The 25,071-nt window shown below is 70.6% G+C and carries 20 protein-coding genes and 4 pseudogenes; 10 read left to right on the top strand and 14 right to left on the bottom strand.

The features are described 5' to 3' along the window. Positions 1-246 precede the first annotated feature (246 nt). The 7 genes and pseudogenes from QUE47_RS01255 to QUE47_RS17065 form a co-directional block, all read right to left on the bottom strand. Positions 247-2,253: a dipeptide ABC transporter ATP-binding protein gene (locus QUE47_RS01255; RefSeq protein ID WP_286218246.1), complete on the bottom strand. Its 2,007-nt coding sequence runs from the start codon at positions 2,251-2,253 to the stop codon at positions 247-249. Further along, positions 2,250-3,233 carry an ABC transporter permease gene (locus QUE47_RS01260; protein ID WP_286218247.1) on the bottom strand — a complete coding sequence of 328 codons (984 nt, stop codon included), beginning with the start codon at positions 3,231-3,233 and terminating at the stop codon, positions 2,250-2,252. The genes QUE47_RS01255 and QUE47_RS01260 overlap by 4 nt, the downstream gene beginning before the upstream one ends. Continuing rightward, the gene (locus QUE47_RS01265) at positions 3,226-4,152 is read right to left on the bottom strand and encodes an ABC transporter permease (RefSeq protein WP_286218248.1); all 927 of its coding nucleotides are present in this window, start codon (positions 4,150-4,152) and stop codon (positions 3,226-3,228) included. The genes QUE47_RS01260 and QUE47_RS01265 overlap by 8 nt, the downstream gene beginning before the upstream one ends. A gap of 143 nt (positions 4,153-4,295) precedes the next feature. Further along, the gene (locus QUE47_RS01270; protein ID WP_286218249.1) at positions 4,296-5,930 is read right to left on the bottom strand and encodes a peptide ABC transporter substrate-binding protein; all 1,635 of its coding nucleotides are present in this window, start codon (positions 5,928-5,930) and stop codon (positions 4,296-4,298) included. Between the two features lie 202 nt (positions 5,931-6,132). Then, a complete protein-coding gene (locus QUE47_RS01275) occupies positions 6,133-7,197 on the bottom strand; it encodes a BCCT family transporter (protein WP_286219340.1) in 1,065 nt (354 codons plus the stop codon). Then, positions 7,098-7,976, bottom strand: a pseudogene (locus tag QUE47_RS01280) (BCCT family transporter); the annotation flags it as partial. The pseudogene QUE47_RS01280 and the gene QUE47_RS01275, both read right to left, overlap by 100 nt. A 127-nt stretch (positions 7,977-8,103) precedes the next feature. Then, the gene (locus QUE47_RS17065; RefSeq protein WP_434019745.1) at positions 8,104-8,163 is read right to left on the bottom strand and encodes a hypothetical protein; all 60 of its coding nucleotides are present in this window, start codon (positions 8,161-8,163) and stop codon (positions 8,104-8,106) included. A gap of 157 nt (positions 8,164-8,320) precedes the next feature. Here QUE47_RS17065 and QUE47_RS01285 point away from each other — a divergent pair, with 157 nt between their 5' ends. Further along, positions 8,321-9,277: a class II glutamine amidotransferase gene (locus tag QUE47_RS01285; RefSeq protein WP_286218250.1), complete on the top strand. Its 957-nt coding sequence runs from the start codon at positions 8,321-8,323 to the stop codon at positions 9,275-9,277. A 266-nt stretch (positions 9,278-9,543) separates the two neighbouring features. Here QUE47_RS01285 and ychF read toward each other — a convergent pair. The 5 genes and pseudogenes from ychF to QUE47_RS01310 all read right to left on the bottom strand — a co-directional run bounded on the left by ychF (position 9,544) and on the right by QUE47_RS01310 (position 14,227). Next, positions 9,544-10,628: pseudogene (gene ychF / locus QUE47_RS01290) on the bottom strand (redox-regulated ATPase YchF). Between the two features lie 47 nt (positions 10,629-10,675). Further along, positions 10,676-10,912: a hypothetical protein gene (locus QUE47_RS01295; protein WP_286218251.1), complete on the bottom strand. Its 237-nt coding sequence runs from the start codon at positions 10,910-10,912 to the stop codon at positions 10,676-10,678. Continuing rightward, on the bottom strand, positions 10,909-12,258 hold the full coding sequence (locus QUE47_RS01300; protein ID WP_286218252.1) for a hypothetical protein: 1,350 nt from the start codon (positions 12,256-12,258) through the stop codon (positions 10,909-10,911). The genes QUE47_RS01295 and QUE47_RS01300 overlap by 4 nt, the downstream gene beginning before the upstream one ends. Beyond that, a complete protein-coding gene (locus tag QUE47_RS01305; RefSeq protein WP_286219341.1) occupies positions 12,240-12,977 on the bottom strand; it encodes an ABC transporter ATP-binding protein in 738 nt (245 codons plus the stop codon). The genes QUE47_RS01300 and QUE47_RS01305 overlap by 19 nt, the downstream gene beginning before the upstream one ends. Positions 12,978-13,204: 227 nt before the next feature. After that, on the bottom strand, positions 13,205-14,227 hold the full coding sequence (locus QUE47_RS01310; protein ID WP_286218253.1) for a 4-hydroxy-3-methylbut-2-enyl diphosphate reductase: 1,023 nt from the start codon (positions 14,225-14,227) through the stop codon (positions 13,205-13,207). A 285-nt stretch (positions 14,228-14,512) separates the two neighbouring features. Between QUE47_RS01310 and xseA the strand changes: the two are divergent. The 4 genes and pseudogenes from xseA (at position 14,513) to QUE47_RS01330 (ending at position 18,626) form a co-directional block, all read left to right on the top strand. Then, a pseudogene (gene xseA / locus QUE47_RS01315) lies at positions 14,513-15,633 on the top strand (exodeoxyribonuclease VII large subunit). A 94-nt stretch (positions 15,634-15,727) separates the two neighbouring features. Next, positions 15,728-16,048 carry an exodeoxyribonuclease VII small subunit gene (locus QUE47_RS01320; protein ID WP_286218254.1) on the top strand — a complete coding sequence of 107 codons (321 nt, stop codon included), beginning with the start codon at positions 15,728-15,730 and terminating at the stop codon, positions 16,046-16,048. Between the two features lie 233 nt (positions 16,049-16,281). Then, positions 16,282-16,953, top strand: coding sequence for a carbonic anhydrase (locus tag QUE47_RS01325; protein WP_286218255.1), 672 nt, complete (start codon positions 16,282-16,284; stop codon positions 16,951-16,953). Between the two features lie 230 nt (positions 16,954-17,183). Beyond that, positions 17,184-18,626, top strand: coding sequence for a class II fumarate hydratase (locus QUE47_RS01330; RefSeq protein ID WP_286218256.1), 1,443 nt, complete (start codon positions 17,184-17,186; stop codon positions 18,624-18,626). Positions 18,627-18,898: 272 nt separating this feature from the next. On the opposite strand, the gene QUE47_RS01335 is transcribed toward QUE47_RS01330, so the two are convergent. After that, positions 18,899-19,591 (bottom strand): nucleotidyltransferase family protein, encoded by a 693-nt coding sequence (locus tag QUE47_RS01335; protein ID WP_286218257.1) that lies wholly within the window; start codon positions 19,589-19,591, stop codon positions 18,899-18,901. 219 nt (positions 19,592-19,810) lie between these two features. On the opposite strand from QUE47_RS01335, the gene QUE47_RS01340 reads away from it, so the two are divergent. From QUE47_RS01340 to QUE47_RS01360, 5 genes are read left to right on the top strand one after another with little or no spacing between them, the layout of a single operon-like run. After that, complete coding sequence (locus QUE47_RS01340; protein ID WP_286218258.1) at positions 19,811-20,896, top strand: ABC transporter substrate-binding protein; 1,086 nt, start codon at positions 19,811-19,813, stop codon at positions 20,894-20,896. Between the two features lie 4 nt (positions 20,897-20,900). Further along, a complete protein-coding gene (locus tag QUE47_RS01345) occupies positions 20,901-21,722 on the top strand; it encodes an ABC transporter ATP-binding protein (RefSeq protein ID WP_286218259.1) in 822 nt (273 codons plus the stop codon). Further along, positions 21,719-21,955, top strand: a complete 237-nt coding sequence (locus tag QUE47_RS01350; protein WP_286218260.1) for a hypothetical protein — start codon at positions 21,719-21,721, stop codon at positions 21,953-21,955. The genes QUE47_RS01345 and QUE47_RS01350 overlap by 4 nt, the downstream gene beginning before the upstream one ends. Further along, entirely contained in the window at positions 21,898-22,557 is a 660-nt protein-coding gene (locus QUE47_RS01355; protein ID WP_286218261.1) for an ABC transporter permease, read from the top strand. Before QUE47_RS01350 ends, QUE47_RS01355 begins: the two co-directional genes overlap by 58 nt. Continuing rightward, on the top strand, positions 22,554-23,435 hold the full coding sequence (locus QUE47_RS01360) for an ABC transporter permease (protein ID WP_286218262.1): 882 nt from the start codon (positions 22,554-22,556) through the stop codon (positions 23,433-23,435). The genes QUE47_RS01355 and QUE47_RS01360 overlap by 4 nt, the downstream gene beginning before the upstream one ends. A gap of 92 nt (positions 23,436-23,527) precedes the next feature. Here QUE47_RS01360 and phoH2 read toward each other — a convergent pair. After that, positions 23,528-24,824: pseudogene (gene phoH2 / locus QUE47_RS01365) on the bottom strand (RNA 5'-3' helicase PhoH2). Positions 24,825-25,071 lie beyond the last annotated feature (247 nt).

The following is a 25,071-nucleotide window of genomic DNA, read 5'->3' on the forward strand; positions in this document are numbered from 1 at the left end:
TCTCGATCAGGGGGAGGCGCGGAGATCGCGCGCTGTCATCTTACCCACCTCGCACGCCGGGTGTCCCGGATCGTGCGCAGTCTCACGTCCTACGGGCCCGTGCGTGCCGCTCGGGAGAGGGGACGACGACGGCGCGGCGACCCTCGCGTGAGGGTCGCCGCGCCGTTCGTCGGACGTCGTCCGTGGCCTGGGCGGTCGGCCTGCCGGCCGTCCCGGTGCGCCAGGCGCGCCGGGAGGGTTCAGGCGTCAGCTGCCGGACTGTGAACCCGCGCCCAGCGTGAGCGTGGCACCAGGGATCGCTGCGAGCAGCTCCTTGGTGTACTCCTGCTGCGGGTTCTCGAACACGTCGTCGGTGCTGGCCTGCTCGACGATCTTGCCCTGCTGCATCACGCACACGTGGTCCGCGATCTGCCGCACCACCGCGAGGTCGTGGGTGATGAACAGATAGCTGAGACCGAGCTCGGCCTGCAGGTCGTTGAGCAGCGTGAGGATCTGCGCCTGGACGAGGACGTCCAGCGCGGAGACGGCCTCGTCGCAGACGATGACCTCGGGTTCGAGCGCGAGCGCCCGCGCGATGGCGATGCGCTGCCGCTGACCGCCGGAGAGCTCGTTCGGGAAGCGCCGCATGGTCGCCTGGGGCAGCGAGACCATGTCGAGGAGCTCGCGCACGCGCTTCTCGCGGGACTTCTTGTTGCCGACCTTGTGGACGCGCAGCGGCTCCTCGATGGACCGGAAGATCGAGAACATCGGGTCGAGCGAGCCGTACGGGTTCTGGAAGATCGGCTGCACGCGCCGACGGAACTTGAAGAGCTCCTTCTTGTTCAGCGCCGTCAGGTCGACACCGTCGAAGATGATCTTGCCCTTGGTCGGCTCGAGCAGGTTGAGGACCATGTTCGCGGCCGTCGACTTGCCGGAGCCCGACTCCCCCACGAGCGCCAGCGTCGTGCCCCGCGGGAGCCGGAAGCTCACGTCGTCCACCGCTGTGAAGTCCGTGTGGCTGCCCGGGCGGGACCCACGGAGCCGGAACACCTTGGTCAGGTTCTCCGCGACGATGACGTCGTCGGCGCGCTCGTTGCCGTGGTGCAGCGCGCGCGTCTCCTCGGTGTCCACACCCGCGGCACGAGCGCTCTGGATGCGCCGGGACGCGAGCGACGGGGCCGAGGCGACGAGACGCTTGGTGTACGCGTGCTTCGGCGACTCGAGGATCTGGCGCGCGGGCCCGGACTCGACGACCTTGCCCTGGTACATCACGACGAGGTGCTCGGCGCGCTCGGCGGCGAGGCCGAGGTCGTGGGTGATGAAGAGCACCGCGGTGCCGAGCTCCTTGGTGAGCTCACCGAGGTGGTCGAGGATCGTGCGCTGCACCGTCACGTCGAGCGCCGAGGTCGGCTCGTCGGCGATGAGCAGCTGCGGCCTCGCCGCGAGCCCGATGGCGATCAGCGCCCGCTGGCGCATGCCGCCGGAGAACTCGTGCGGGTACTGGCGTGCCCGCCGCTCCGCGTCCTGGAGACCTGCCTCGGAGAGGAGTCCGGCGACCCGGTCGTTCATCGAGCCGCCCTTGACCACCGCGGCGGTCCGCGCGTCGGCGTCGGGCAGACCGGCCTCGTCGAGGACCCGCCGGGCGTCCGCCCGCGTGCTCGAACCGACCGCGAGCTGCTCGTCCGCCCGTGCGACGGCGTCGTCGGCTCCGTCCCGACCACCGAGTGCCGTACGCAGCTCGGCGAGCAGCTTCTTCTTGGCCTCGCTGGACAGGTACAGGTCGTCGTCCGACAGGAGCTCGTCGGCGACGATCCCGCTGGTCAGCGACTGGCGCTCCGCACGCGTCGAGGAGACCCCGTTCGCGGTGAGCGCCTCCTTGATCTGGTAGCCGATGCGCCACACCGGGTTGAGGTTCGACATCGGGTCCTGCGGGACCAGACCGATCCGGCGGCCACGGAGAGCGACGTAGTCCTTGGTGCTCCCCTTCGTGATGTCCTTGCCGTCGAACGTGATCGTCCCGCCGGTGACCTTCCCGGTCCCGGGCAGGAGGTTGATCACGGCGTGCGCGGACGTCGACTTGCCGGAGCCCGACTCACCCACGATCGCGACCGTCTGTCCCGGGTACACGGTCAGGTCGATCCCCTTGACCGCCTTGACCTCGCCGGCCGCGGTGGTGAAGGAGACCTCGAGGTCCCGCACGGCGAGCAGCGGCTGCTGGTCCTCACGCGGGGCGTCGGCCTGAGGTGTGGTGTTCGTGTCGTTCGTCTCGCTCATCGCTTCCGTGCCTTCGGGTCGAGGGCGTCGCGCACGACGTCGCCCATCATCATGAAGCTGAGGACGGTCAGGCCCAGGGCCCCTGCGGGGTAGAACAGGACCTGCGGGTTCGTCCGCAGCGCCGCCTGGGCCTGGGAGATGTCGCCACCCCACGAGACCGTCGTCGGCGGCAGCCCGATACCCAGGTACGACAGCGTGGCCTCGACCACGATGAACGTACCCAGCGACACCGTCGCGATGACGATGATCGGCGCGATGGCGTTCGGCATCACGTGCCGGGCGAGGATCGCGGGCTTCGACAGCCCGAGCGCCTGCGACGCCGTGACGAACTCCGAGTTGCGCACCGACAGCACCGCACCTCGGGTGATGCGGGCGATCTGCGGCCAGCCGAAGACGATGAGCACACCGGCGACGGTCCACACGTTGCGGTCGAGCACCTGCATGGTGACGATCGCGGCGAGCAGCAGCGGGATCGCGAAGAAGATGTCGCCGACGCGGGACAGCAGCGAGTCGGTCAGCTTCCCGTAGAAGCCGGCGACCCCTCCGATCATGGACCCGATGATGACCACGCCGATCGTCGTCAGCACGCCGACGACGACCGAGGCACGCGCACCGTAGATGACGCGGGAGTAGATGTCGCAGCCCTGCCGGTCGTACCCGAAGGGGTGCCCGGCCGACGGCGCGCCGTAGCTGTTCCCCAGGTCGCACTGCCGGGGATCGACGGACGAGAAGAGCTGCGGGAACGCCGCGACGAGCACGACGAGAAGGATCAGGGCAGCGGACACCCAGAAGAGCGGACGGACCTTGACCTGGTTCCAGGCGTCCCGCCACAGGCTCGTCGGGGGCGCTGACTCGTCAGGTGCATCGACGGCGTCGAGGACGGGAGAGGTGTCCTCGTCGGCGAAGTAGTGCTCCTGGTCGGCGAAGGGGGCGCTGGACGCTCCGTGCAGGAGCTCGTCGTTCGGTCGGTTCTCAGGCATAACGAATCCTCGGGTCGAGCACCGCGTACAACAGGTCCACGAGCAGGTTGGCGATCAGGAACACGATCACGAGCACCGTGACGATCGAGACGACCGACGGGGAGTCCTGCGCCTTGATCGCCGTGTACAGGGCGTTGCCGATACCGGGGACGTTGAAGATTCCCTCCGTGACGACCGCGCCACCCATGAGCGCGCCGAGGTCGACCCCGAGGAACGTGACCACGGGGATCAGCGAGTTCCTCAGGACGTGGACGCGGACGACGCGGGGCCGGGCCAGGCCCTTCGCGGTCGCGGTGCGGACGTAGTCCGCCGAGAGGTTCTCCGCGACGGTCGTGCGCGTCAGCCTCAGCACGTACGCGAACGAGACGGAGCCGAGGACGATCGCGGGGGCCAGCAAGGTGTAGAACGTGACGTCCGATCCCACCGTCGGTGGGAACCACCCCAGCTTCACCCCGAAGACGAACTGGACGACGAAGCCGATCACGAAGATCGGGACGGCGATCACGATCAGCGAGACGACCAGGAAGGTCGCGTCGAAGATGCCGCCCTTGCGCATGCCGGCGATGAGGCCGACGCCCACACCGAAGACGGCCTCGATGACGAGCGCCATGATCGCGAGCTGGAACGTGGTGGGGAACGCCGAGGCGATGATCTCGGAGACCTCACGTCCCGAGAACGAGACGCCGAGGTCGAAGGACAGGAGGCCCTTCAGGTACAGCAGGTACTGGATGATGAACGGCTTGTCCAGGTTGTAGTGCGCGCGGAGCTGGTCTGCCACCGCGGGCGGCAGTCCGCGCTCGCCGCCGAGCGCCTGGATCGGGTCCCCCGGGAGGAGGAAGACCAGTGAATAGATGAGCAGCGTCGCTCCCAGGAACACCGGGATGAGCTGCATGACCCTTCGGGCCACGTACCACGCCATCAGAGAGACCTTTCGTCCGGTCGCCGCCATCCGGCCGACGTCCGCGGGTGCCGTCGCACCTTAGACCCGAAACTACCTGGACGGCGAACCGCCGCGTCGGTGCCGCCCCGAGAGGGCGACACCGACGCGGCGGTCGCGCGAGATCAGTTCTTGGTGACCTCGTACAGCAGCGGAACGCTGTTCCAGCCGAACTCGACGTTCTCGACGGTCTCGGCGGAGCCACCGGTCACGTTCGAGTACCAGGTCGGGATCGCGGGCAGGTCCTCGAAGAGGACCTCCTGTGCCTGCTGGAAGAACTTGTTGGCGTCCTCGACGCTGTCGGCCGCGGCGCCCTGGTCGATCAGACCGTCGAACTCCTCGCTCGAGTAGTCGCCGTCGTTCGACCCGGCACCGGTCTTGTACAGCGGTGCGAGGAAGTTGTTCAGCGCCGGGTAGTCGGCCTGCCAGCCGGTGCGGAACGCGCCGTCCATCTTGCGGTCCGTGATGTCCTGGCGGAACTCGGCGAAGGCCGGGTACGGCTTGCCCTCGGCCTCGATGCCCAGCACGTTCTTGATGGAGTTCGTGGTCGCGTCGACCCACGCCTGGTGCCCACCGTCAGCGTTGTACGCCAGCGTGAACGTGCCCTCGTAGGGCGACATCTCGTCGGCCTGGGCCCAGAGGTCCTTGGCCTTCTGCTCGTCGAACTCCAGGACGTCGGAGCCCGGGATCGAGTCGGACCAGCCGTCGATGACCGGCGACGTGAAGTCGCTCGCCGGCGTGCGCGTCCCGTCGAAGATCACGTCGGTGATCTCCTCGCGGTTCACGGCGTGCGAGATGGCCTGGCGGCGGAGCTTGCCCTCCTCGCCCTCGAAGTGAGGGACCGTCTCCGGGATCGTGAACGACTGGAAGACGGCGGACGGCTGGTTGACCGCGCGGTCACCGAGCTCGTCCTGGTAGGTGGCGAACGCGCTGTCCGGGACGGCGGTGATGACGTCGAGCTGGCCCGCGAGCAGGTCGTTGTAGGCCGCGTCCTGCGTCTGGTAGAACTTCACGTCGACGCCGCCGTTCTGCGGCGTACGGTCACCCGAGTAGTCGGGGTTCGGGACCAGCTTCGCCTCGGCGTCGTGGGTCCACGTGTCGAGCAGGTACGGGCCGTTGCCGATCGGGGCCTCACCGAACGCGTCGGGGTCGTCGTAGAACGACTCCGGCAGCGGGAAGTAGGCCGAGTAGCCGAGACGCAGCGGGAAGTCGGCCTCCGGCGCCTTGAGCTTCACGGTGAAGGTGCTGTCGTCGACGACCTCGAGGCCCTGGCCCTTGAGCTCGGACTCCTCCTCGTAGCTGAAGCCCTCGATGCTCTCGAAGAAGTAGCTCGACAGGGTCGCGTTGCTGAGCAGGGCGCCCCAGTTCCAGGCGTCGACGAAGCTCGACGCGGTGACGGGCGTGCCGTCGGAGAACGTCCAGCCGTCCTTGATCTTGATGGTCCAGTTCTGGGCGTCGTCCGACTCGATCGACTCGGCGACCTCAAGGTGCGCGCCACCCTCGGCGTCGTAGTACTGGAGGCCGGAGAAGGTGAGGTCGAGGAGCAGACCGCCACCCACCTCGTTCGTGTTGGCGGGCACGAGCGGGTTCTGCGGCTCGTTGCCGTTGACGGAGACGATGCCCGTGCTGGGGCCGCTGGCGGTCGTCTCGCCGTCCGTCGAGGTCGAGCCCTCGTCGTCGGACGAGCTCGAGCACGCGGTCAGGGCGAGGGCGCCGGCGGCGATGACCGCGGTCACCCCTGCGAATCGCTGGATCTTCACTGTTCCTCCTCGGGACGCCGGCGTCGGGTTGCTCCGCCTGCGGGACCATGGGTCGCGCTTCGGCTCCTGGTCGGGAGCGCGAGTCTCGGCGCGACGGTTCGTTCGGACTGCGTGAGCCTATGCCGACCTGGGTGCCGTTCGCCCGTTTTGCCCCACTGAAACGTGCTGCCGTTACCGAGTCGGTACTGACCGGTAACTCTCGTTATCGTTCCGTGATCAATTTGGTTCGCGCTGTTAACACCAGATCACGGATTGGGACTGCCTGAGACGGATCACGCCTGCGGTCCGCCGTCGCCACCCGTGTCGCCGTCGGTCTCACCGGAGCTGCCGGTGGACCCCGGCCCCGCCGCAACCCCCGGCCCCGCGCTCGGCGCAACCCCTGCTTGTGGGTCCACGTGGGCCCGGCCGTGGCCGAGCCCACGCCGAAGTACTCGCCGAACTCCTCGGTGACGTCCTGCGTCACGCGCTCGGCCATGGCCTCCCGCGCCTGCTTGCGCTGCGCACGCATGATCGCCGAGTGCTCGACGCGCAACGCCTTGAAGACCGAGATCATCATCCCGATCGCCACGACGGAGAACGGCAGCGCGATCAGGATCGCCGTCGTCTGGAGCGCCAGGAGACCACCCGAGACGAGGAGCGCGGCAGCGACCGCGCCCTCGAGCACGGCCCAGAAGATGCGGCTCCACAGCGGCGGGTTCGGGTCGCCACCAGAGGCGAGCATGTCGACGACGAGCGACCCGGAGTCCGACGACGTGACGAAGAACAGGACGATGAGGATGATCGAGAGCCCCACCCAGATCGACCCGCCGGGCAACGACCCGATCAGGTCGAACAGCGCCGTGTTGCTGTCCACCGTCCCTGCGGCCGCGTCCTCGGGGCCCACGATCGGGTCGTCCGTGAACATCTGCCGGTAGATCGCGCTCCCGCCCATGATGGAGAACCACAGGAAGGTGACGACGGTCGGGACCAGCAGGGTGCCGGAGACGAACTCCCGCACGGTGCGCCCCTTGGAGATCCGGGCGATGAAGACTCCGACGAACGGTGCCCACGAGATCCACCAGCCCCAGTAGAAGGTCGTCCACGACGCCTGCCACTCGCGCCCCGCCTCCCCTGGTAGGCCGAGTTGTCGAAGGTCATCTGCAGGACGTTCGAAAGGTAGTACCCGATCGACTGGACGAAGTCCTGGAGCAGGAAGAGCGTCGGACCGAGCACGAGGACGACGACCATCAGGAACGCGGCCGCGACCATGTTCCCGTTCGACAGCCACTTGATGCCTTTGCCGAGCCCCGACGCGACGGACGCGGTCGCGATGAGGGTGATGACGGCGATGAGCCCGATCTGCAGGGCCGTCGTCGAGGTCGCCACCCCGGTGAACTCGAGGCCGGCGCCGATCTGCAGAACTCCGAAACCGAGGGACGTCGCGACACCGAAGACGGTGCCGATGATGGCGATGACGTCGATCGTGTCGCCCCAGCGACCCTTGACCCGGTCACCGAGGATCGGCTCGAGGGCCCAGCGGATCGAGACCGGCCGCCCCTTGCGGTGGATCGCGTAGGCGAGCGCGAGACCGACGACGACGTAGATCGCCCAGGCGTGGATTCCCCAGTGCACGTAGCTCTGGGCGATCGCCTGCTGGGCGAGCCGGGCCGGGCTCCCCTCGACGCCCGGCTTCGGCGAGATGTAGTGCGAGAGCGGCTCGGCGACGCCCCAGTAGACGAGCCCGATGCCCATCCCCGTGGCGAAGAGCATCGCGAACCACACGGGGAGCGAGAACTCGGGTTGGTCGTCGTCCTTGCCGAGGACGATGTCACCGAAGCGGCTGATCCCCATGAAGATGGCGAACGCGATGAACACGGCGACGAGCAGGATGTAGTACCAGCCGAAGTCCCCGACCACCTCCGACTGGAGGGTGTTCATGGTGTCCGTCATCGCCTCGGGGAAGATCATCGCCACGACGACGAACGCGACGATCAGTGACGCTGCAGGGATGAAGACCCGGCGCGACACCGTGGACTTCTTCTTCTGCGCGGTTCCAGGGCTGCTCATCGCGTCCTCCCGAGGGGGCGTGTCGAGATCATCGGCACGCCGTCCTCGGCGTCCCGGTCACAACCTTCGCGGAACCACGCGCGCCCCACAACAGGAACGATGGAGGAGGTCAGGACTGCCGGGAACCTCACGACCAGTCGCGCGTGGCGAGAACCAGCCGATATCCGTCGGGGTCCTCGACGGTCACACCATGATCGGTCCAGTAGGGGTTGCACCGAAGAGCCGATCTCGACCGCGCACCCAGGCGATCTCGGCGCAACCGCCACCGGCGCGGATTGCCACCGCGACCAGCACCGGCTCCGTGCAACGAGGGTACGGTGACACGAGCCCAACGAAGGAGACGTATGTGCCGCGTGCTCGCTTACCTCGGTCCTGAGACACCACTGGAGAACCTCCTGCTCACGCCAGAGAACAGCCTGATCAACCAGGCACTCGACCCCGAACGGCACCCCGAGCTCCAGCTGGCCGGATGGGGATTCGGGATCTGGGGCGAGCACCTGCTGAAGCCCGAAGAACCGTTCGTCTACCGCCGACCCATGGCGGCCTTCTACGACGACAACGCCAGCCGGACGATCCCCAGCCTCCAGGCCAGCACGATGCTGGCGCATGTGCGAGCCGCGGCGTACGACTCGAAGGTCGTGATGGTCGACGAGAACTGCCACCCGTTCTCCTTCGAGCAGACCCCGTGGATCGTCGCCCAGAACGGCTACCTGCCCAACTGGCAGCTCCTCCAGCGCGAGCTGCTGCAGCACTGCGAGGATCGGTATCTCCAACAGTTGCGCGGGAACACGGACACCGAGTTCATCTACGTTCTACTGCTCTCGTTGCTCGAGGGTGACAGCAACGAGGACGTCCAACGAGCGATCGAGAAGCTCATCGAGCTGATCGCCCAGGCCATGAAGGCCCTCGACCTCGGCGGTCTGACCAAGCTGAAGATGGCCCTCGTGTCGGCCGGCCGCATCATCGGTGTCAACGTCGGCCTCGGTCACCACGGTGAGACCAACCCCGACGGCGACTGGGAGGAGCTGCGGAAGTCAGCCCCTGACAGCGACGACTTCGCGCTCTCGATGCTCCTCGAACCGATGTACCTGCTGATGGGGCGCAACTTCGACCACGAGGCAACGACCTACGACTTCGAGGAGTGCGACGAGGATGACGCGACCGGTGTCATCTTCGCCTCCGAGCCCTTGACCGAGGGCGACGACTGGTCGCATCTGGAGTTCGGCGAGATCGTCTTCCTGGAGAAGGACGGCGAGCGCATCACCAGAACCATCAACACGCTGAAGGTCTCAGCGCGCTAGGTGTTCTTCTCACGGATGTTCTGAGCAGCCTGGCGTGACGGAAGAGGTGAGGACTTCCGGTATCGATGTGGGGCACCTATCGACTGACCGACGCGCGTCACGCGCCGGCCGGGAGCGAGCGTCTGGATCACGGCGATGACGTCGCTGACGAACGCGGCACGCGAAAGAACGTCGAGCCGGCGAGCACTTTCGCCGCCCGCGCTGGTCCACGCTCAGCACGCGGCAACCGTCGAGCATCTCTCCGGTGGACCGCAGTACGTGTCGAATCAGACGTTGAAGCGGAACTCCACGACGTCGCCGTCGGCCATCACGTAGTCCTTGCCCTCGACCCGGGCCTTGCCCGCGGCGCGCGCGGCGGCGACGGAGCCCGCCTCGACGAGGTCGTCGAACGAGATCACCTCGGCCTTGATGAACCCGCGCTCGAAGTCGGTGTGGATGACCCCGGCCGCCTGCGGTGCGGTCCACCCCTTGTGGATCGTCCAGGCGCGGGACTCCTTGGGACCGGCCGTCAGGTAGGTCTGGAGGCCGAGGGTCTCGAAGCCGACCCGCGCGAGCTGGTCGAGCCCGGCCTCCTCCTGACCTGTCTCAGCGAGCATCTCCGCCGCCTCGTCGGGCTCGAGCTCGACGAGCTCGGACTCGAACTTCGCGTCGAGGAAGATGGCGTGCGCCGGCGCGACGAGGTCGCGCAGGGCCTGCTGGCGCTCGGTGTCGGCCAGCCCGGCGTCGTCGGTGTTGAAGACGTAGATGAACGGCTTGGCCGTGAGGAGCTGGAAGCTCGCGACGTCCGCCAGGTCCAGGCCGGCGGCAGCGGCGCCCTGGTAGAGGGTCGTCCCGGCCTCGAGGATCGCCTGCGCCTGCTGCGCGGCGGCGACGAGCGCCGGGTCCCCGCGCTTGATCTTGACCTCCTTCTCGAGGCGCGGCAGCGTCTTCTCGAGGGTCTGGAGGTCGGCCAGGATGAGCTCGGTGGCGATGGTCTCGATGTCGCCGGCGGAGTCGACGGATCCGTCGACTCGGACGACGTCAGGGTCGTCGAACGCACGCGTCACCTGGCAGATCGCCTCGGCCTCGCGGATGTTCGCGAGGAACTTGTTGCCGAGACCCTCCCCTCGCTGGCGCCCTTGACGATCCCTGCGATGTCCACGAACGAGACGGTCGCGGGCAGGATCTTCTGGCTGTCGAAGATCTCCGCGAGGCGGTTCAGCCGCTCGTCGGGCAGGGGCACGACGCCGACGTTGGGCTCGATCGTGGCGAACGGGTAGTTCGCCGCGAGAACCTGGTTGCGGGTCAGCGCGTTGAAGAGGGTGGACTTGCCGACGTTGGGCAGGCCGACGATGCCGATAGTGAGAGCCACGTGACCAGAGTCTACGGGTCCGACGCCGACGACCCGTCAGCGGTCGGTCATCGGTAGGACGCGACCTGCTGGAGCAGCTCGGGCTCGCGTCGGTCGAAGATCGCACCGCCGCGTCGGACGCCGACCCACACCCCGGCGGTACCGATCACCACCCCGGCCACGAGGGTGACCCACCCGACCACGAGCGACCCCGTCAGGTAGGCGACCAGCGCGAGGACGAAGGACGGCAGGCCGAGCACGAAGATCGCGAGCATGGCCACGCCCTGGCCTACGAGCGAGCTCACGGCCGAGCCGGCGGGTTGCTTGAAGGGGCTCTCCCCGGCTTGGGCACCGGGTAGAGGTACAGCACCGAGACGACGGCGGAGACCCCGAGCGACACCCCGAGCGTCCCGAGCGAGAGCCCGAGCACCGGCGGCAGGAGGTCCCACCGACCGGTCAGCCCGGCGGAAGCGAGCGCGAACGCGACGACGAGCGGGATCGAGACCGCGAGCGCCGGGACGACCCGCCCGAGCCGGTCGCTCACGCCCCGGACCGCGGTGGAGACATGCAGGGCGAAGGCCGTGTGGTCGTAGGCGACGTCGTTGGAGAGGCTGAAGCCGAAGAGCATCGCGACGAGCGGGGCGGCGACGAGCAGCAGCGGCGAGGACAGGTCGCCGCCCGCCACGACCACGAGCACGACCGGCATGAACGGCACGACCGCGAGCGAGCCGGCGTACCGGGGGTCCCGGAGCCAGTACGTCGCGGTGCGGGCGGCGACGGCGCCTGTCGGTGTCGCGGGGAACCGGGCGAACCAGCCCAGCCCCTGCTGGGACCCCGACGCCGTCGGTCGGCTGGTGGTCACCATCGCCCGCGCGAGCGCGCGGGTCCACGCCCACCACGCCGCGGCGACTGTGGCCGCGACGATGGCGACCCGGGCCAGCAGAGCCGCCCACGCGCCGTCCGACACGTCGCCGGCGAGCGCCCAGGGGGCGCCGACCGGGGTCCAGGCGGCGACCGTGGCGACGCGCTCGATCACCGGGCCCAGGTCGCGGGAGTCGAACGAGCCACCTGAACCCGTGGTGCCGACGAAGGCCAACCAGCCGAGCACGCCTAGCACGAGCACGGCGATGCTCGTCACCTCTCGGGCGCGCCGGGCCTCGAGGAAAGGCGCGAGGGTCGACGTCAGGGCACGGGAGCCGAGGACGGCGACCGCGACGCCCGCAACGCCACCGACCAGGGCGACCGGGACGAGGGCGGGCGACGCGAGCCACGCGAGCGACCACCCGAGCGAGACGAGGACCAGGGCGACGCCACCGATCCCGACCAGCGCGGCCAGCGCGAGCCCTGCCGTCAGGCGCCGCGCCGGGATGCCGAAGAGCGAGAAGTGCTGCGGGTCGAGGGTGGCGTCCTGCCCGAAGAACAGCAGCGGGAGCACCCACCAGCCGAGGACGAGGACGGCCCCGCCGGTCACCACGGCATCCGGCGCCAGGTCCGGGCTGCCGAGGCCCAGCGCGGCGACGCCGCCGACCGCGAGCACGACGACGAACAGCACGTACACCGCACCCACCGCGAAGCCGATGGTCTGCCAGACGCTCCGGCGGAACCCGTTGACGAGGAGCGCGAACCGCAGCCTCAGGAGGTGCGCAACCACGAGAGCCCCTCCGTCGTGCGGCGACCGCCGACGAGCTCGACGAACCGGTCCTCGAGGCTGCGACCGGCGCGGACCTCGTCGACGGTCCCCGCCGCGAGGACGTGTCCCCCGGCGATGACCGCGACGTGGTCGCACATGCGCTGCACGAGGTCCATGACGTGGGACGACACGATGACGGTCCCGCCGGAGCCCACGTACGAGACGAGGATCTCGCGGATGTTGGCGGCCGAGACGGGATCGACCGCCTCGAACGGCTCGTCGAGGACCAGCATCTGCGGGGCGTGGACGAGCGCCGAGGCGAGCGCGATCTTCTTGGTCATGCCGGCCGAGTAGTCGACCACGAGCCGGTCGGCGTCGTCCGCGAGGTCGAGCGCGTCGAGCAGGTCGCCGGTGCGGTCGGCGACGGTGGCCCGGTCCATGCCGCGCAGGAGGCCCGTGTAGGTGATGAGCTGGGCGCCCGTCAGGCGGTCGAAGAGCCGGACGCCGTCGGGCAGGACGCCGATGCTTCGTTTGATCGGGTCGGGGTCGGCCCACAGGTCCCGGCCGCCGACGTGGACCGTGCCGGAGTCCGGCCGCAGCAGCCCCGTGGCCATCGACAGCGACGTCGTCTTCCCGGCGCCGTTCGGCCCGACGAGCCCGTAGAACGACCCGCGCGGGACGTCGAGCGAGATGCCGTGGACCGCCACGGTCTCGCCGAACCGCTTCCACAGGTCGCGCAGCGCGAGCGCCGGAGCGGCGCCGGTCGCAGGCTCGGGGGTTCCACGGGCTCGGTGGCAGGTCGGGGAACGGTCGGTTCGGCACCGCCGGGCGTGGACTCGGACATATCGGCACAGTATGCGAACGGCAGGCCGCAGTCACCCGGCTTCCACAGGCTCGTCGGCCCGGGTGCCTGCCCCGCGAGGTACGGCCCCGCGAGGAGGCCGTACCTCGCGGGGCAGGCGCCAGGTCAGTCGGTCCGGACCGGGATCTGCCGGCGGTGACCGCGGGCCGGGGCGCCACCGGCCGCCTGCAGGTCGGAGCGGAGCTCGCGCGGGAGCGAGAACATCAGGTCCTCGGTCGCCGTGCGGACCTCCTGCACGTCGCCGAAGCCCCGCTCCGCGAGATGCGTGAGGACGTCGTCGACGAGGATCTCCGGGACGGAAGCACCCGACGTCACCCCGACGGTGCGCGGGTCGCCCTCGAACCACGCGGGGTCGATCTCGGCGGCCCGGTCCACCCGGTAGGAGGCTCGCGCCCCCGCGTCGAGGGCGACCTCGACGAGCCGGACCGAGTTGGAGGAGTTGGCGGACCCGACGACGATCACGAGGTCGCACTCCGGCGCGAGCTTCTTCACGGCGACCTGGCGGTTCTGGGTCGCGTAGCAGATGTCGTCGGACGGCGGGTCCTGGAGGGTCGGGAACCGCTCGCGCAGGCGACGCACGGTCTCCATGGTCTCGTCCACCGACAGCGTGGTCTGGGAGATCCACACGACCTTCTCGGGGTCGCGGACGACGACGTCGTCCACCGCCGCCGGCGAGTCCACGACCTGCACGTGCTCGGGCGCCTCGCCCGCGGTCCCCTCGACCTCCTCGTGCCCCTCGTGGCCGATCAGCAGGATGTCGAAGTCGTCCCGGGCGAACCGGGTGGCCTCCTTGTGCACCTTCGTCACGAGCGGGCAGGTCGCGTCGATCGTGTCGAGCTCCCTCGCCGCCGCCTCGTCACGGACCGCGGGCGAGACACCGTGGGCGGAGAACACGACACGGGCGCCCCGCGGGACCTCGTCGGTCTCGTCGACGAACACCGCGCCGCGCTCGGTCAGGGTCTCGACGACGTGCTTGTTGTGGACGATCTCCTTGCGGACGTACACGGGCGCGCCGTAGTGGTCGAGCGCCTTCTCGACGGCGATCACCGCCCGGTCCACGCCGGCGCAGTACCCGCGCGGCGCGGCGAGCAGGACCCGGCGGGGCGGGGTCTGGTCAGATCTCGTCACCACGTCAGTCTAGGCAGGGGCCACCGCCGTCGAGCGCTGCGGGGCTGCGCGCGTCGAGGGCGTCGGAGGCATGGTGCACAGTGGTGCCGTGGCAGAGACCGAGACCAGCAAGACCAGAGCGACCGGGCCGGCGGGCAGCGTCGCCGCCGGGACCGCGGGCCGGACGACGCCGTGAGCGCGGACGAGCGACCGGCACCTCTCCCCGCCACGGCCCTGGAGACGAGCCCACAGCATCCCTGGCCGGTGCGGCTCCTGTCGCACAAGATCAAGCAGTACATCGACCGGATGTCGCCTGTGTGGGTCGAGGGGCAGGTCGTCCAGCTCAACCGTCGTGACCGGACGTCGTACATGACGCTCCGCGACACCGACCTCGACCTCTCGCTCTCCGTCTCGGCACCTACCCGGGTCGTCGACGGCTCGGACGCCCCGCTGAGCGAGGGCTCCCACGTCGTCGCGCACGTCAAGGCCGACTTCTGGCCCAAGCGCGGCTCACTGCAGATGAGCGCCAGGGAGTTCCGGACCGTCGGTGTCGGCGAGCTCCTCGCCCGCATCGAGGCGCTGCGTCGTGTGCTCGCGGCCGAGGGGCTGTTCGACGTGTCCCGCAAGCGCCCCCTGCCGTTCCTCCCGACCGTCGTCGGGCTCGTCTGCGGACGCGACTCGAAGGCCCGCCACGACGTCGAGGTCAACGCCCGCGCACGCTGGCCGCACGTCCGCTTCGAGGTCCGGGAGGTCGCCGTCCAGGGCACCGACGCGGTACCGCAGGTCAGCGCGGCGATCCAGGAGCTCGACGCCGACCCGGCGGTCCAGGTCGTCGTGGTCGCGCGCGGCGGCGGTGCGGTCGAGGACCTCCTGCCGTTCAGCAACGAACGGCTCGTGCGCGTCGCCGGCGCGTGCCGCACCCTCTCGTCAGCGCGATCGGTCACGAGACGGACGCTCCGCTCCTGGACCTCGTCGCCGACTACCGGGCGTCGACGCCCACCGACGCGGCGAAGCGCATCGTGCCCGACGTCGCCGAGGAGAGCCGCGGGCTCAGGCTCGCCCGGTCCCGCATCCGTGCGGCGGTCGCGGGGACGATCACCCGGTGCGACCACGAGCTCGCCGCGATCCGCTCACGGCCTGTCCTGGCCACGCCCTCGACGATGGTCGACGCGCGCAGCCGCGACCTCGCGGAGACGCTCGGGCGCGCACGCCGCACGATGTCCCACGCCATCGCCGTCGAGGCAGGTTCGGTCGCCACGCTGCACGCGCAGGTCCGGGCCCTGTCCCCGGCGTCGGTCCTGGAGCGCGGCTACGCGGTGGTCCACGACGCCGAGGGCGCCATCGTGCGCGACGCGACCACGATCGATGCCGGAGACCTCCTGCGGATCCGCGTCGCTCAGGGCGAGCTCACCGCTGAGGCCCGATGACGACCGAGAGCCCGATGACGATCGACGTCCACCGACGTCTCGACCGAACGACAGACCGAACGACAGACCGAACGACAGAGAGCAGAGCGACCCGATGACACAGAACTCCGAAGGTCGGCAGCCGAGCACGGGCGCCGCGGCCACGGACGGACCGGAGATCCCGGCAGACGTCGCCGCGCTCGGGTACGAGGAGGCGAAGGACGAGTTGATCCGCATCGTCGCCCAGCTCGAGTCCGGCGGCGCCCCGCTCGAGGCGTCGCTCGCCCTCTGGGAGCGTGGCGAAGCGCTCGCCGCGCAGTGCCAGCGTCGGCTCGACGGCGCCCGGGAGCGTCTCGACCGCGCGACCGCTAACGGCAGCGAGGCGCCTGCCGCCGGTGCGAGCCCGGCCGACGGCGCGGACGACGACACCGACTGAGGGCCTCCCACCGAGGAGCTTCTCCCGAGGAGCTTCTCCCGGGGAGCGTGTACCGAGGAGCTTGTACCGGGGAGCTTCTAGCGAGCGACTCCCCCGAGCCCCGACCGATCAGGCCCCGACCGCTAGGGCCCCGACCTCCCGAGCCCCGGTCACACAGGCGCGGCTGCCGCCGACGCACAGGCCGCATGGCGGACGACGTGACGCGACGCCCGACGCTGCGCGATCATTCCCTCATGACGACCTCAGAGCCCTCGAACCGTCCGACCCCGCGCGAGGCCTGGGCCGCGCTCGCCGCCGGGAACCGCCGCTTCGCGACGGACGCCGCCGAGCACCCCTCGCAGAGCCGGACCCACCGCGCCGCGCTCGACTCGGGGCAGAGCCCGTCGGCGGTCGTCCTCGGCTGCTCCGACTCGCGCGTGCCCCCGGAGCTCGTGCTCGACCAGGGCCTCGGCGAGGTCTTCGTCGTCCGCACGGCGGGTCACGTCACGGAGCCGACGATCGTCGGATCGGTCGAGTACGGCGCCCTCGTGCTCGGCGCACCGGTCGTCGTCGTGCTGGGCCACGAGTCCTGTGGGGCTGTCGCAGCCGCAGCGCAGACGCTCGAGTCCGGCGACCGCCCCGGTGGCGCCGTGAGCGCGGTCGTCGACGCCGTGGTCCCGTCGATCGCCGGGATCACCGCGGCCGGGGCGCCCGTCCGCGCGGAGAGCGGTGAGGTCGACGTCGTCGCGCTGCGGCGCGCGCACGTGAGGCGCACGGTCCGCGAGCTCGCCGAGGGCTCGGCCGGGATCGCTGCGGCCGTCGCTGCCGGGACCTGCGCGGTCGTCGGCGCCGAGTACTCGCTCACGACCGGCGAGGTGACCGTGCTCGACGTCGTCGGCGACATCGGTGCCGAGCCCACCGCCTGACGTGTCCGTGAACCTCTCCGCGTGAACCCCGACGCTGAGCCGGGCTGAGCGAACCCAGCAGCGTGGACTCGGCCGAGTGAATCTCGCCGCCTGAGCCATGCCGAGAACTCAGCAGCGTGGGCCCCGCGCGTGGACTCGACTGCTCGAGACCCGAGACGTGGTCCAGGCGAGCCGGCGTCCGGACGTCCGGGAGTTTCCGGACCGCCGACGATCTGCGGCACGATAGGCGCATGACTTCTACCGAGGGTTCCCCCGTCACCGCCGACACCCCCGCAGCCCCGGCCGGGTTCCGCATCGAGCACGACACGATGGGCGACGTGCTCGTGCCCGCCGATGCGCTGTACCGGGCGCAGACCCAGCGCGCGGTCGGCAACTTCCCGATCTCGGGCACGCCGCTCGAGCGCAGCCACATCGAGGCGCTCGCCCGCGTGAAGAAGGCCGCCGCCCGCACGAACGCCGAGCTAGGAGTGCTGGCGCAGGACGTCGCGGACGCGATCGTCGGCGCGGCCGACGAGGTCGCCTCGGGCGCCCACGACGCCCACTTCCCCGTCGACGTCTTCCAGACGGGGTCGGGGACGTCGTCCAACATGAACACCAACGAGGTCCTGGCGACACTCGCGTCACGCTCGCTCGGCAGCGAGGTGCACCCGAACGACCACGTCAACGCCTCGCAGTCGTCGAACGACGTGTTCCCGACGTCCGTCCACGTCGCCGCGACGTCGGGGATCGTCAAGGACCTCGTCCCCGCGCTCGACCACCTGGCCGTCGCGCTGGAGGCGAAGGCCGAGGAGTTCGCCGAGGTCGTGAAGTCGGGACGCACCCACCTCATGGACGCGACCCCCGTGACGCTGGGTCAGGAGTTCGGCGGCTACGCCGCGGCGGTGCGGTACGGGATCGAGCGTGTCGAGGCCGCGCTGCCCCGCGTCGCCGAGGTCCCGCAGGGCGGCACGGCCGTCGGGACCGGCATCAACACCCCGGCCGGGTTCCCGCAGCGGGTCATCGAGCTGCTCGTCGAGGACACGGGCCTGCCGCTGACCGAGGCCCGCAACCACTTCGAGGCGCAGAGCGCCCGTGACGGGCTCGTCGAGCTCTCGGGCGCGCTGCGCACGATCGCGGTCTCGCTCACGAAGATCTGCAACGACCTGCGCTGGATGGGCTCCGGCCCCAACACGGGCCTCGGCGAGATCGCGCTCCCGGACCTGCAGCCGGGCTCGTCGATCATGCCGGGCAAGGTCAACCCGGTGATCCCGGAGGCCGTGCTCATGGTGTGCTCGCGGGTCGTCGGCAACGACGCCACGGTCGCGTGGGCCGGTGCCAGCGGCGCGTTCGAGCTGAACGTGCAGATCCCGGTGATGGCGCTCGGCACCCTCGAGTCGCTCCGGCTGCTGTCGAACGCCGCGCGCGTGCTCGCGGACAAGACCGTCGACGGCGTCACGGCGAACGTCGAGCGCGCCCGCGCTCTGGCCGAGTCGTCGCCGTCGATCGTCACGCCGCTCAACCGCGTGATCGGCTACGAGGCGGCGGCCAAGGTCGCGAAGCACTCCGTCGCGCAGGGCCTCACGGTCCGCGAGGCCGTCGTCGATCTCGGTTTCGTCGAGCGGGGCGAGGTCACGGAGGCGCAGCTCGACGCGGCGCTCGACGTGCTGCCGATGACGCGCCCGCCGCAGGGCTGACCGACCAGCACGTCCCGGACCCGCCGACCGCCGCTCCCCGAGCCGCCGGTCGGCGGGTCCCGTCGTGTCATCGAACGGCGGGGCACCGGTCCCCGCGCAGGTCGCCTTCGGGCCCGTCCTCGCTCGTCGGACGCCGCGGCAGCATCCCGCGCACAGGTCACCTCGTGGTCGGTCCCCGCTCGTCGGACGGCGCGGATCCGGCTCGCGCGCCAGGTCACCTCGCGACCGTTCGCCCCCTCGTCGGACGGCGAGGCTCCGGTCCGCGCGCCCGCTCACCTCTCGTCGACGTCGGCTCCCCCGCCGAGGTCGCCGCACTCCACCGCGAGCGCCGACCGCTCCGTCAGGTAGGGCCCGGCCCCGACGTCGCCGTCGAGCGCGGCGTCGAGCGCGCCCCAGTGCTCCCGGCCGACGACCACGGGGTGGCCCGGGACGCCGTCGTACGTCGCCCGCGCGAGCGCTGCGGTGAGGCGGGGCGAGCCGGCCGCGGCCCGCTCGAGCACCCGCGTCACCGCAGCCGCCGTGAGTCCGGGCAGGTCGACGAGGGTGACGACGACCGCGTCCGCCGGGCCGCGTTCGCTCACGGCGAGCGCGGCGCGCAGCGACGCCGAGACCCCGTGCGCCCAGTCGGCGGCGACGACGATGTCGACCCCGCGGGGCACGAGCCGCCGCGCCTCGTCGGCCCCGGCCCCGAGGACGACGAGCAGGTCGGCGACCCCTCCGGCGCGGAGCGTCGAGCAGGCACGTTCGAGCCAGGGCCGGCCGTCAGCGGACCGTGCGAGGGCCTTGGGGCCGCCGTACCGGCGGCCGGCGCCGGCCGCGAGGATCACGCCCTGCACCAGATCGACGGGGCAGCTCTCCCGGCCGCTGTCCTGGCCGCTCTCCGGGTCGCCGTTCCGGCTGCCGTCCGGGCTGCCGTTCGAGCCAAGCATCGAGCCGTCCGCCGAGTCGTCCAGCGAGCCGTGCATCCGTGCCCCTCTCGTCGACGCCGCGAGCGTACCCACGCGACCGGCGACCGTGCGACCGTGCGACCGTGCGACCGTGCGACCGCCAGAAACAATCACAACCGGTCGGTAACCCCTGTGAAACTCCGCGGGTGGGCCATCGGAAATGTCGCTCTCATAACGTGGCCGACCGCACGGCAGGCCCGTGCAGGTCGAACCATTCCGCAGAGAGCGAGATCCCGCATGAACACCAGCCTCACCCGCGTCCCCCGGCACCGTGCCCTGCTCGGCACCGCCACCGCCACGCTGCTCGCGCTCTCCGTCGCCGCCTGCGCATCGGACGACGCACCGGCTGAGTCCACCGCGGACGACACCGCCGAGGCGGCCGACTACGGGGACATCTCGGTCCAGCTCTCGTGGATCAAGAACGCCGAGTTCATCGGTGAGTACATGGCCGACACGAACGGCTACTACGACGACGCGGGGTTCGGGGACGTGAACCTGGTGGCGGGGCCGAGCACCGGCGTCGCCGAGCTCGTCTCGGGACAGGCACTCGTCGCGCTGAGCGACGCCGTCTCGGTCGGCACGGCGGTCGCGAACGAGGACGCCCCGGTGAAGATCATCGGCACGACGTTCCAGAAGAACCCGTTCACGATCCTCTCCCTGGCCGACGGCGGGGACATCGCGAGCCCGCAGGACATGGTCGGCAAGAAGATCGGCGTCCAGGACAGCAACGTGTCCCTGTTCTCGGCCCTGCTGGCCGCCAACGGGATCGAGCCTGGCGAGGTCGAGGTCGTCCCCGTCCAGTACGACCCGTCCGTGCTGACCAACGGTGAGGTCGACGGGTTCGTCGCCTACCTCACCAACGAGTCCCTGATCGTCCAGGCAGAGGGCTTCGAGGTCACCAACCTCCCGTTCGCGGACAACGGTCTGCCCTTCGTCGCCGAGACGGTCACGGTGACCGACGAGTCCGTCGCCGAGGACCGCGAGATGCTCAAGGCGTTCCTGGTCGCCGAGATCCGAGGCTGGACGGACGCCCTCGCCGACCCGGAGGCAGCCGTCCAGCTCTCGCTCGACGAGTACGGCAAGGACCTGGGTCTCGACAAGGAGACCGAGATGGCCGGGGCGCAGGAGCAGAACACGAAGCTCGTCGTCTCCGACGAGACCGTCGAGAACGGGCTGTTCACGATCTCCGACGAGCTGCAGGCGCAGACGGTGGCGTCGCTCGCGGACGCCGGCCTCGAGGTCGGCGTCGACGACATCTTCGACCTGTCGCTCCTCGACGAGGTCTACTCCGAGAACCCCGACCTCGTGGACTACGAGGGCTGATCGGATGACCTCGACCGACGACGTGGCCGCCACGTCGAGCGTCGGTGCCCGGGGTGACGCCCCGGGCACCGGCGTGCGGATCAGCGGCCTGAGCAAGACGTTCCGCCTGGGGACGAAGAGCGTGACCGCGCTGCAGGACACCGACCTGCACACGGACCAGGGCTCGTTCCTGTCGCTGCTCGGCCCCTCCGGGTGCGGCAAGTCCACGATCCTGCGGATCCTCGCGGGGCTCGAGACGCCGTCCGGCGGGACGGTGCACGTCGACGGCCGCACGCCCGCCGAGCTGCGGCGGGCGAACGAGCTCGGCATAGCGTTCCAAGACTCGGCTCTCCTGCCGTGGCGCAGCGTCGCCGCGAACATCCGGCTGCCCTTCGAGGTGGCGGGCGTGAAGGTCGACGACTCCTACGTGCGCGAGATGATCGAGCTCGTCGGGCTCGAGGGCTTCGAGCAGGCCAAGCCCGCCCAGCTCTCGGGCGGCATGCGCCAGCGGGTGTCGATCGCGCGGTCCCTGATCCTGCGACCGTCCGTGCTGCTGCTCGACGAGCCGTTCGGCGCGCTCGACGACATGACCCGGCAGCGACTGAACCTCGAGCTGCTGCGCATCTGGACCGAGAAGCCCGCCACCACGCTCATGGTCACCCACGGGATCTCCGAGGCGATCTTCCTCTCGGACCAGGTCGCCGTGATGAGCGCGCGGCCGGGCCGCGTCAAGCAGGTCATGGACATCGACCTGCCGCGTCCGCGCACGCCCGAGATGCAGCGCACCCCGGAGTTCCACACCTACATGGACGAGGCGTCCGAGCTGCTGTTCGGCGGGGACGCATGAGCGCGACCGCGACGACGACCGCGCCCGGCATCCGGGGCTCCCTGCGGCGGCTCCCGTCGTGGGTGACCGGAGCGCTCGGGGCCCTAGCGCTCGTGGCGCTCTGGTGGATCAGCGCCGTGACGGTCTTCGCGAACGTCGGCCCGGGCGACGCCCAGGCGATCCCCACCCCCTCCAGGTGGTCCAGGGATGGGCGGACGACGGGTGGGACCTGTACGCGCGCAACTTCGCCGTGACCCTGAACGAGGCCGGGCAAGGGTTCCTGTGGGGCAACGCGCTCGCGATCGCCCTGGCGGCGTTCGTGCTCGTCGTGCCCCGCCTCGAAGGCGCGGTCATGCAGCTCGCGATCATCACCTACTGCATCCCGATCGTCGCGATCGGGCCGCTGGCGCTCATCATCATCGGCGCTCCGGAGACCGGCGAGCCGTCGGGCACCGCGGTCTTCCTGGCCGCGCTGAGCTGCTTCTTCACGTCCGTCGTGGGCTGCCTGCTCGGCCTCAAGGCCGCCGACGCCGCGGCGCTCGACGTGGTCGCCGTCTACGGCGGCGGTCGCTTCACGCAGCTCCGCAAGGTCCGCCTCGTCGCGGCCCTGCCGAACGTCATCACCGCGCTCCAGATCGCGGTGCCCGCGGCGTTCCTCGGCGCGATCCTCGGCGAGTACGTCGGCAAGGTCGACGTCGGGCTCGGGCCCGCGATGGTCAACGCGCAGAACTCCCTGGACGCCGCCCGCGTGTGGGGCTTCGCCCTCGCGTCGGGCGCGGTGGCGCTCCTGGGCTACGGGTTCTTCGGGCTGGTGCGTCGCCTGGTCACCCCGTGGTCGACGGGGGCGGCCGCATGACGATCACCTCCCACCCCTCCGGTCCGCGGACGTCGCTCGCCGAGGTCGCGCTCCAGCGTCGCCGCGTGCGCCGCGAGGCCTCACGAGCCGTGCTCAGGGCCGTCGGTCGCAGCCTGGTCACGTTCGCGGTCACGGTCGTTGTCGTCGTGGGCCTCTGGTGGGGCGCCCTGCGCGTCTTCGACGTCAGCTCGTACGTCGCGAAGGGCCCCGCCGACGTGTGGGCGTGGCTCGTCACCGACCCGGCCGCCGCCGAGAACCGGGCGAGCGTCGCGGCGCCCCTCGGTATCACGCTGGGGCACGCCGCCATCGGGTTCGTCGCCGGGCTCGTCGTGGCTCTCGTGGGGGCGATCGTGTTCCGCCTCTCCAAGGGCACCGAGCACGCCCTGATGCCGGTCGCGATGCTCCTGCGGTCCGTGCCCCTGATCGCCATGGCACCCGTGATCATCATGATCTTCGGGCGCGACATCGCGACGGTCGCGGTCATCGGCGGGATCGTGGTGCTCTTCCCAGCGCTGGTGACGACCGCGAACGGTCTCGACTCGGCCCCGGCGCCGATGAACGACGTCGTCGCCGTGTACGGCGGAGGCCCGTGGACGACGCTGCGCATGGTCGCCCTGCCGGCGTCGCTGCCGTCGCTCTTCGCCGCGATACGGATCTCGGTGCCCGGAGCGATCACCGGTGCGCTGCTCGCCGAGTGGCTCGCGACGGGTGACGGCGTGGGCGCCGCGATCAGCCAGGCGATCACGCAGGTCCAGTTCAGCTTCCTGTGGTCGTGCGTCGTCGCGGTGACGGCGGTGTCGCTGGTGCTCTACAACGTCGTGCAGATGATCGAGAGCGTGATCCTCGCGCGCTCGGGACTGGCGCCCGGCGCGCGCTGACCGGCCGGCAGCACCCGTCAGCCGCGAGCCCCGCCCCGTGTGACCACCGGGCGGGGCTCCGCTGCGTCCGGCGCGTGCCGGTCAGGCGTCTGTCAGATCTCCAGGGACTCGAGCATCTCGGTCACGAGGGCCGCGACCGGCGAGCGCTCGGACCGGGTGAGCGTGACGTGCGCGAAGAGGGGTGACCCTTGAGCGCCTCGGTGACCGCCGCGACGCCGTCGTGCCGCCCGACCCGCAGGTTGTCGCGCTGCGCGACGTCGTGGGTGAGCACCACGCGCGACGACTGGCCGATGCGCGACAGGACCGTCAGCAGCACGTTCCGCTCCAGCGACTGCGCCTCGTCCACGATCACGAACGAGTCGTGGAGCGAACGTCCACGGATGTGGGTGAGCGGCAGCACCTCGAGCAGCCCGCGGTCCATGACCTCCTCGACGACCTCGGTCGAGACGATCGCGCCGAGCGTGTCGAATACCGCCTGCGCCCAGGGGCCCATCTTCTCGTTCTCGGAGCCGGGCAGGTAGCCGAGCTCCTGACCACCGACCGCGTAGAGGGGGCGGAACACGACGATCTTGCGGTGCTGCTGCTTCTCGAGCACCGCCTCGAGCCCGGCGCAGAGGGCGAGCGCGGACTTCCCGGTCCCGGCGCGCCCGCCGAGCGAGACGATCCCGATCGACTCGTCGAGCAGCAGGTCGATCGCGATGCGCTGCTCGGCCGAGCGCCCGTGGAGCCCGAACACGTCGCGGTCGCCGCGCACGAGCTGGACGTGCTTGTCGGCCGTGACCCGCCCCAGCGCCGACCCGCGGGGCGAGTGGATCACGAGTCCGGTGTGGCAGCGCATCGGGCCCGCGTTCTCGACGACCATCGGGTCGAGGAGGCGAGCTCGATCGACTCGTGCTCCCAGAGCTGAGCCATCTGCTCGTCCGCGACGTCGATCTCGCTCATGCCGGTCCACCCGGAGTCGACGGCGAGCTCGGCGCGGTACTCCTCCGCCCGCAGGCCCACGGCCGACGCCTTGACGCGCATCGGCAGGTCCTTCGAGACGACCGTGACGTCGTTCCCCTCCGCGGCGAGGTTCGCGGCGACCGAGAGGATCCTCGTGTCGTTGTCGCCGAGCCGGAACCCGGCCGGCAGCACGGAGGAGTCCGTGTGGTTGAGCTCGACGCGGATCGTCCCGCCCGCCTCCCCCGCGCTGACGGGTGCGTGGAGGCTCCCGTGCTCGATGCGCAGGTCGTCGAGCATCCGCAGCGCGTTGCGCGCGAAGTAGCCGAGCTCCGCGTGGTGGCGCTTGCCCTCGAGCTCCGTGATGACCACGACGGGCAGCACCACGTCGTGCTCGGCGAACCGGAAGATCGCTCGCGGGTCGGACAGCAGGACGGAGGTGTCGACCACGAAGGTGCGGCGGACGTCGCCCGGCGGGCCCGCGTCCGGGGCGAGGGAGTCGACCGCGACGGCGCCGTCGGCGCCCGTGCTGCTGGTCGTCCCGTGCGTGACGTCTGAAACGGTGGCTGAGGTTCCGTCGATGTTGGCCACAGCTGGCTCCCTCCGGCGCGTCGCGCCGTCAGCTCTCCCGCAGCGTCGCACCGACGTCGGGGCCAGGCCCCGGGCCGACGCTCATCGCAACGCTGCGGACGATCGG

Source organism: Paraoerskovia sediminicola (assembly GCF_030296575.1).
Taxonomy (GTDB): domain Bacteria; phylum Actinomycetota; class Actinomycetes; order Actinomycetales; family Cellulomonadaceae; genus Paraoerskovia; species Paraoerskovia sediminicola.

Bases quoted from the DNA above. Each gene is read 5' to 3' on its own strand.
- QUE47_RS01255 (WP_286218246.1), bottom strand. From the start codon at position 2,253: ATGAGCGAGACGAACGACACGAACACCACACCTCAGGCCGACGCCCCG.
- QUE47_RS01260 (WP_286218247.1), bottom strand. From the start codon at position 3,233: ATGCCTGAGAACCGACCGAACGACGAGCTCCTGCACGGAGCGTCCAGC.
- QUE47_RS01265 (WP_286218248.1), bottom strand. From the start codon at position 4,152: ATGGCGTGGTACGTGGCCCGAAGGGTCATGCAGCTCATCCCGGTGTTC.
- QUE47_RS01285 (WP_286218250.1), top strand. From the start codon at position 8,321: ATGTGCCGCGTGCTCGCTTACCTCGGTCCTGAGACACCACTGGAGAAC.
- QUE47_RS01320 (WP_286218254.1), top strand. From the start codon at position 15,728: ATGACACAGAACTCCGAAGGTCGGCAGCCGAGCACGGGCGCCGCGGCC.
- QUE47_RS01325 (WP_286218255.1), top strand. From the start codon at position 16,282: ATGACGACCTCAGAGCCCTCGAACCGTCCGACCCCGCGCGAGGCCTGG.
- QUE47_RS01330 (WP_286218256.1), top strand. From the start codon at position 17,184: ATGACTTCTACCGAGGGTTCCCCCGTCACCGCCGACACCCCCGCAGCC.
- QUE47_RS01335 (WP_286218257.1), bottom strand. From the start codon at position 19,591: ATGCACGGCTCGCTGGACGACTCGGCGGACGGCTCGATGCTTGGCTCG.
- QUE47_RS01340 (WP_286218258.1), top strand. From the start codon at position 19,811: ATGAACACCAGCCTCACCCGCGTCCCCCGGCACCGTGCCCTGCTCGGC.
- QUE47_RS01345 (WP_286218259.1), top strand. From the start codon at position 20,901: ATGACCTCGACCGACGACGTGGCCGCCACGTCGAGCGTCGGTGCCCGG.
- QUE47_RS01350 (WP_286218260.1), top strand. From the start codon at position 21,719: ATGAGCGCGACCGCGACGACGACCGCGCCCGGCATCCGGGGCTCCCTG.
- QUE47_RS01360 (WP_286218262.1), top strand. From the start codon at position 22,554: ATGACGATCACCTCCCACCCCTCCGGTCCGCGGACGTCGCTCGCCGAG.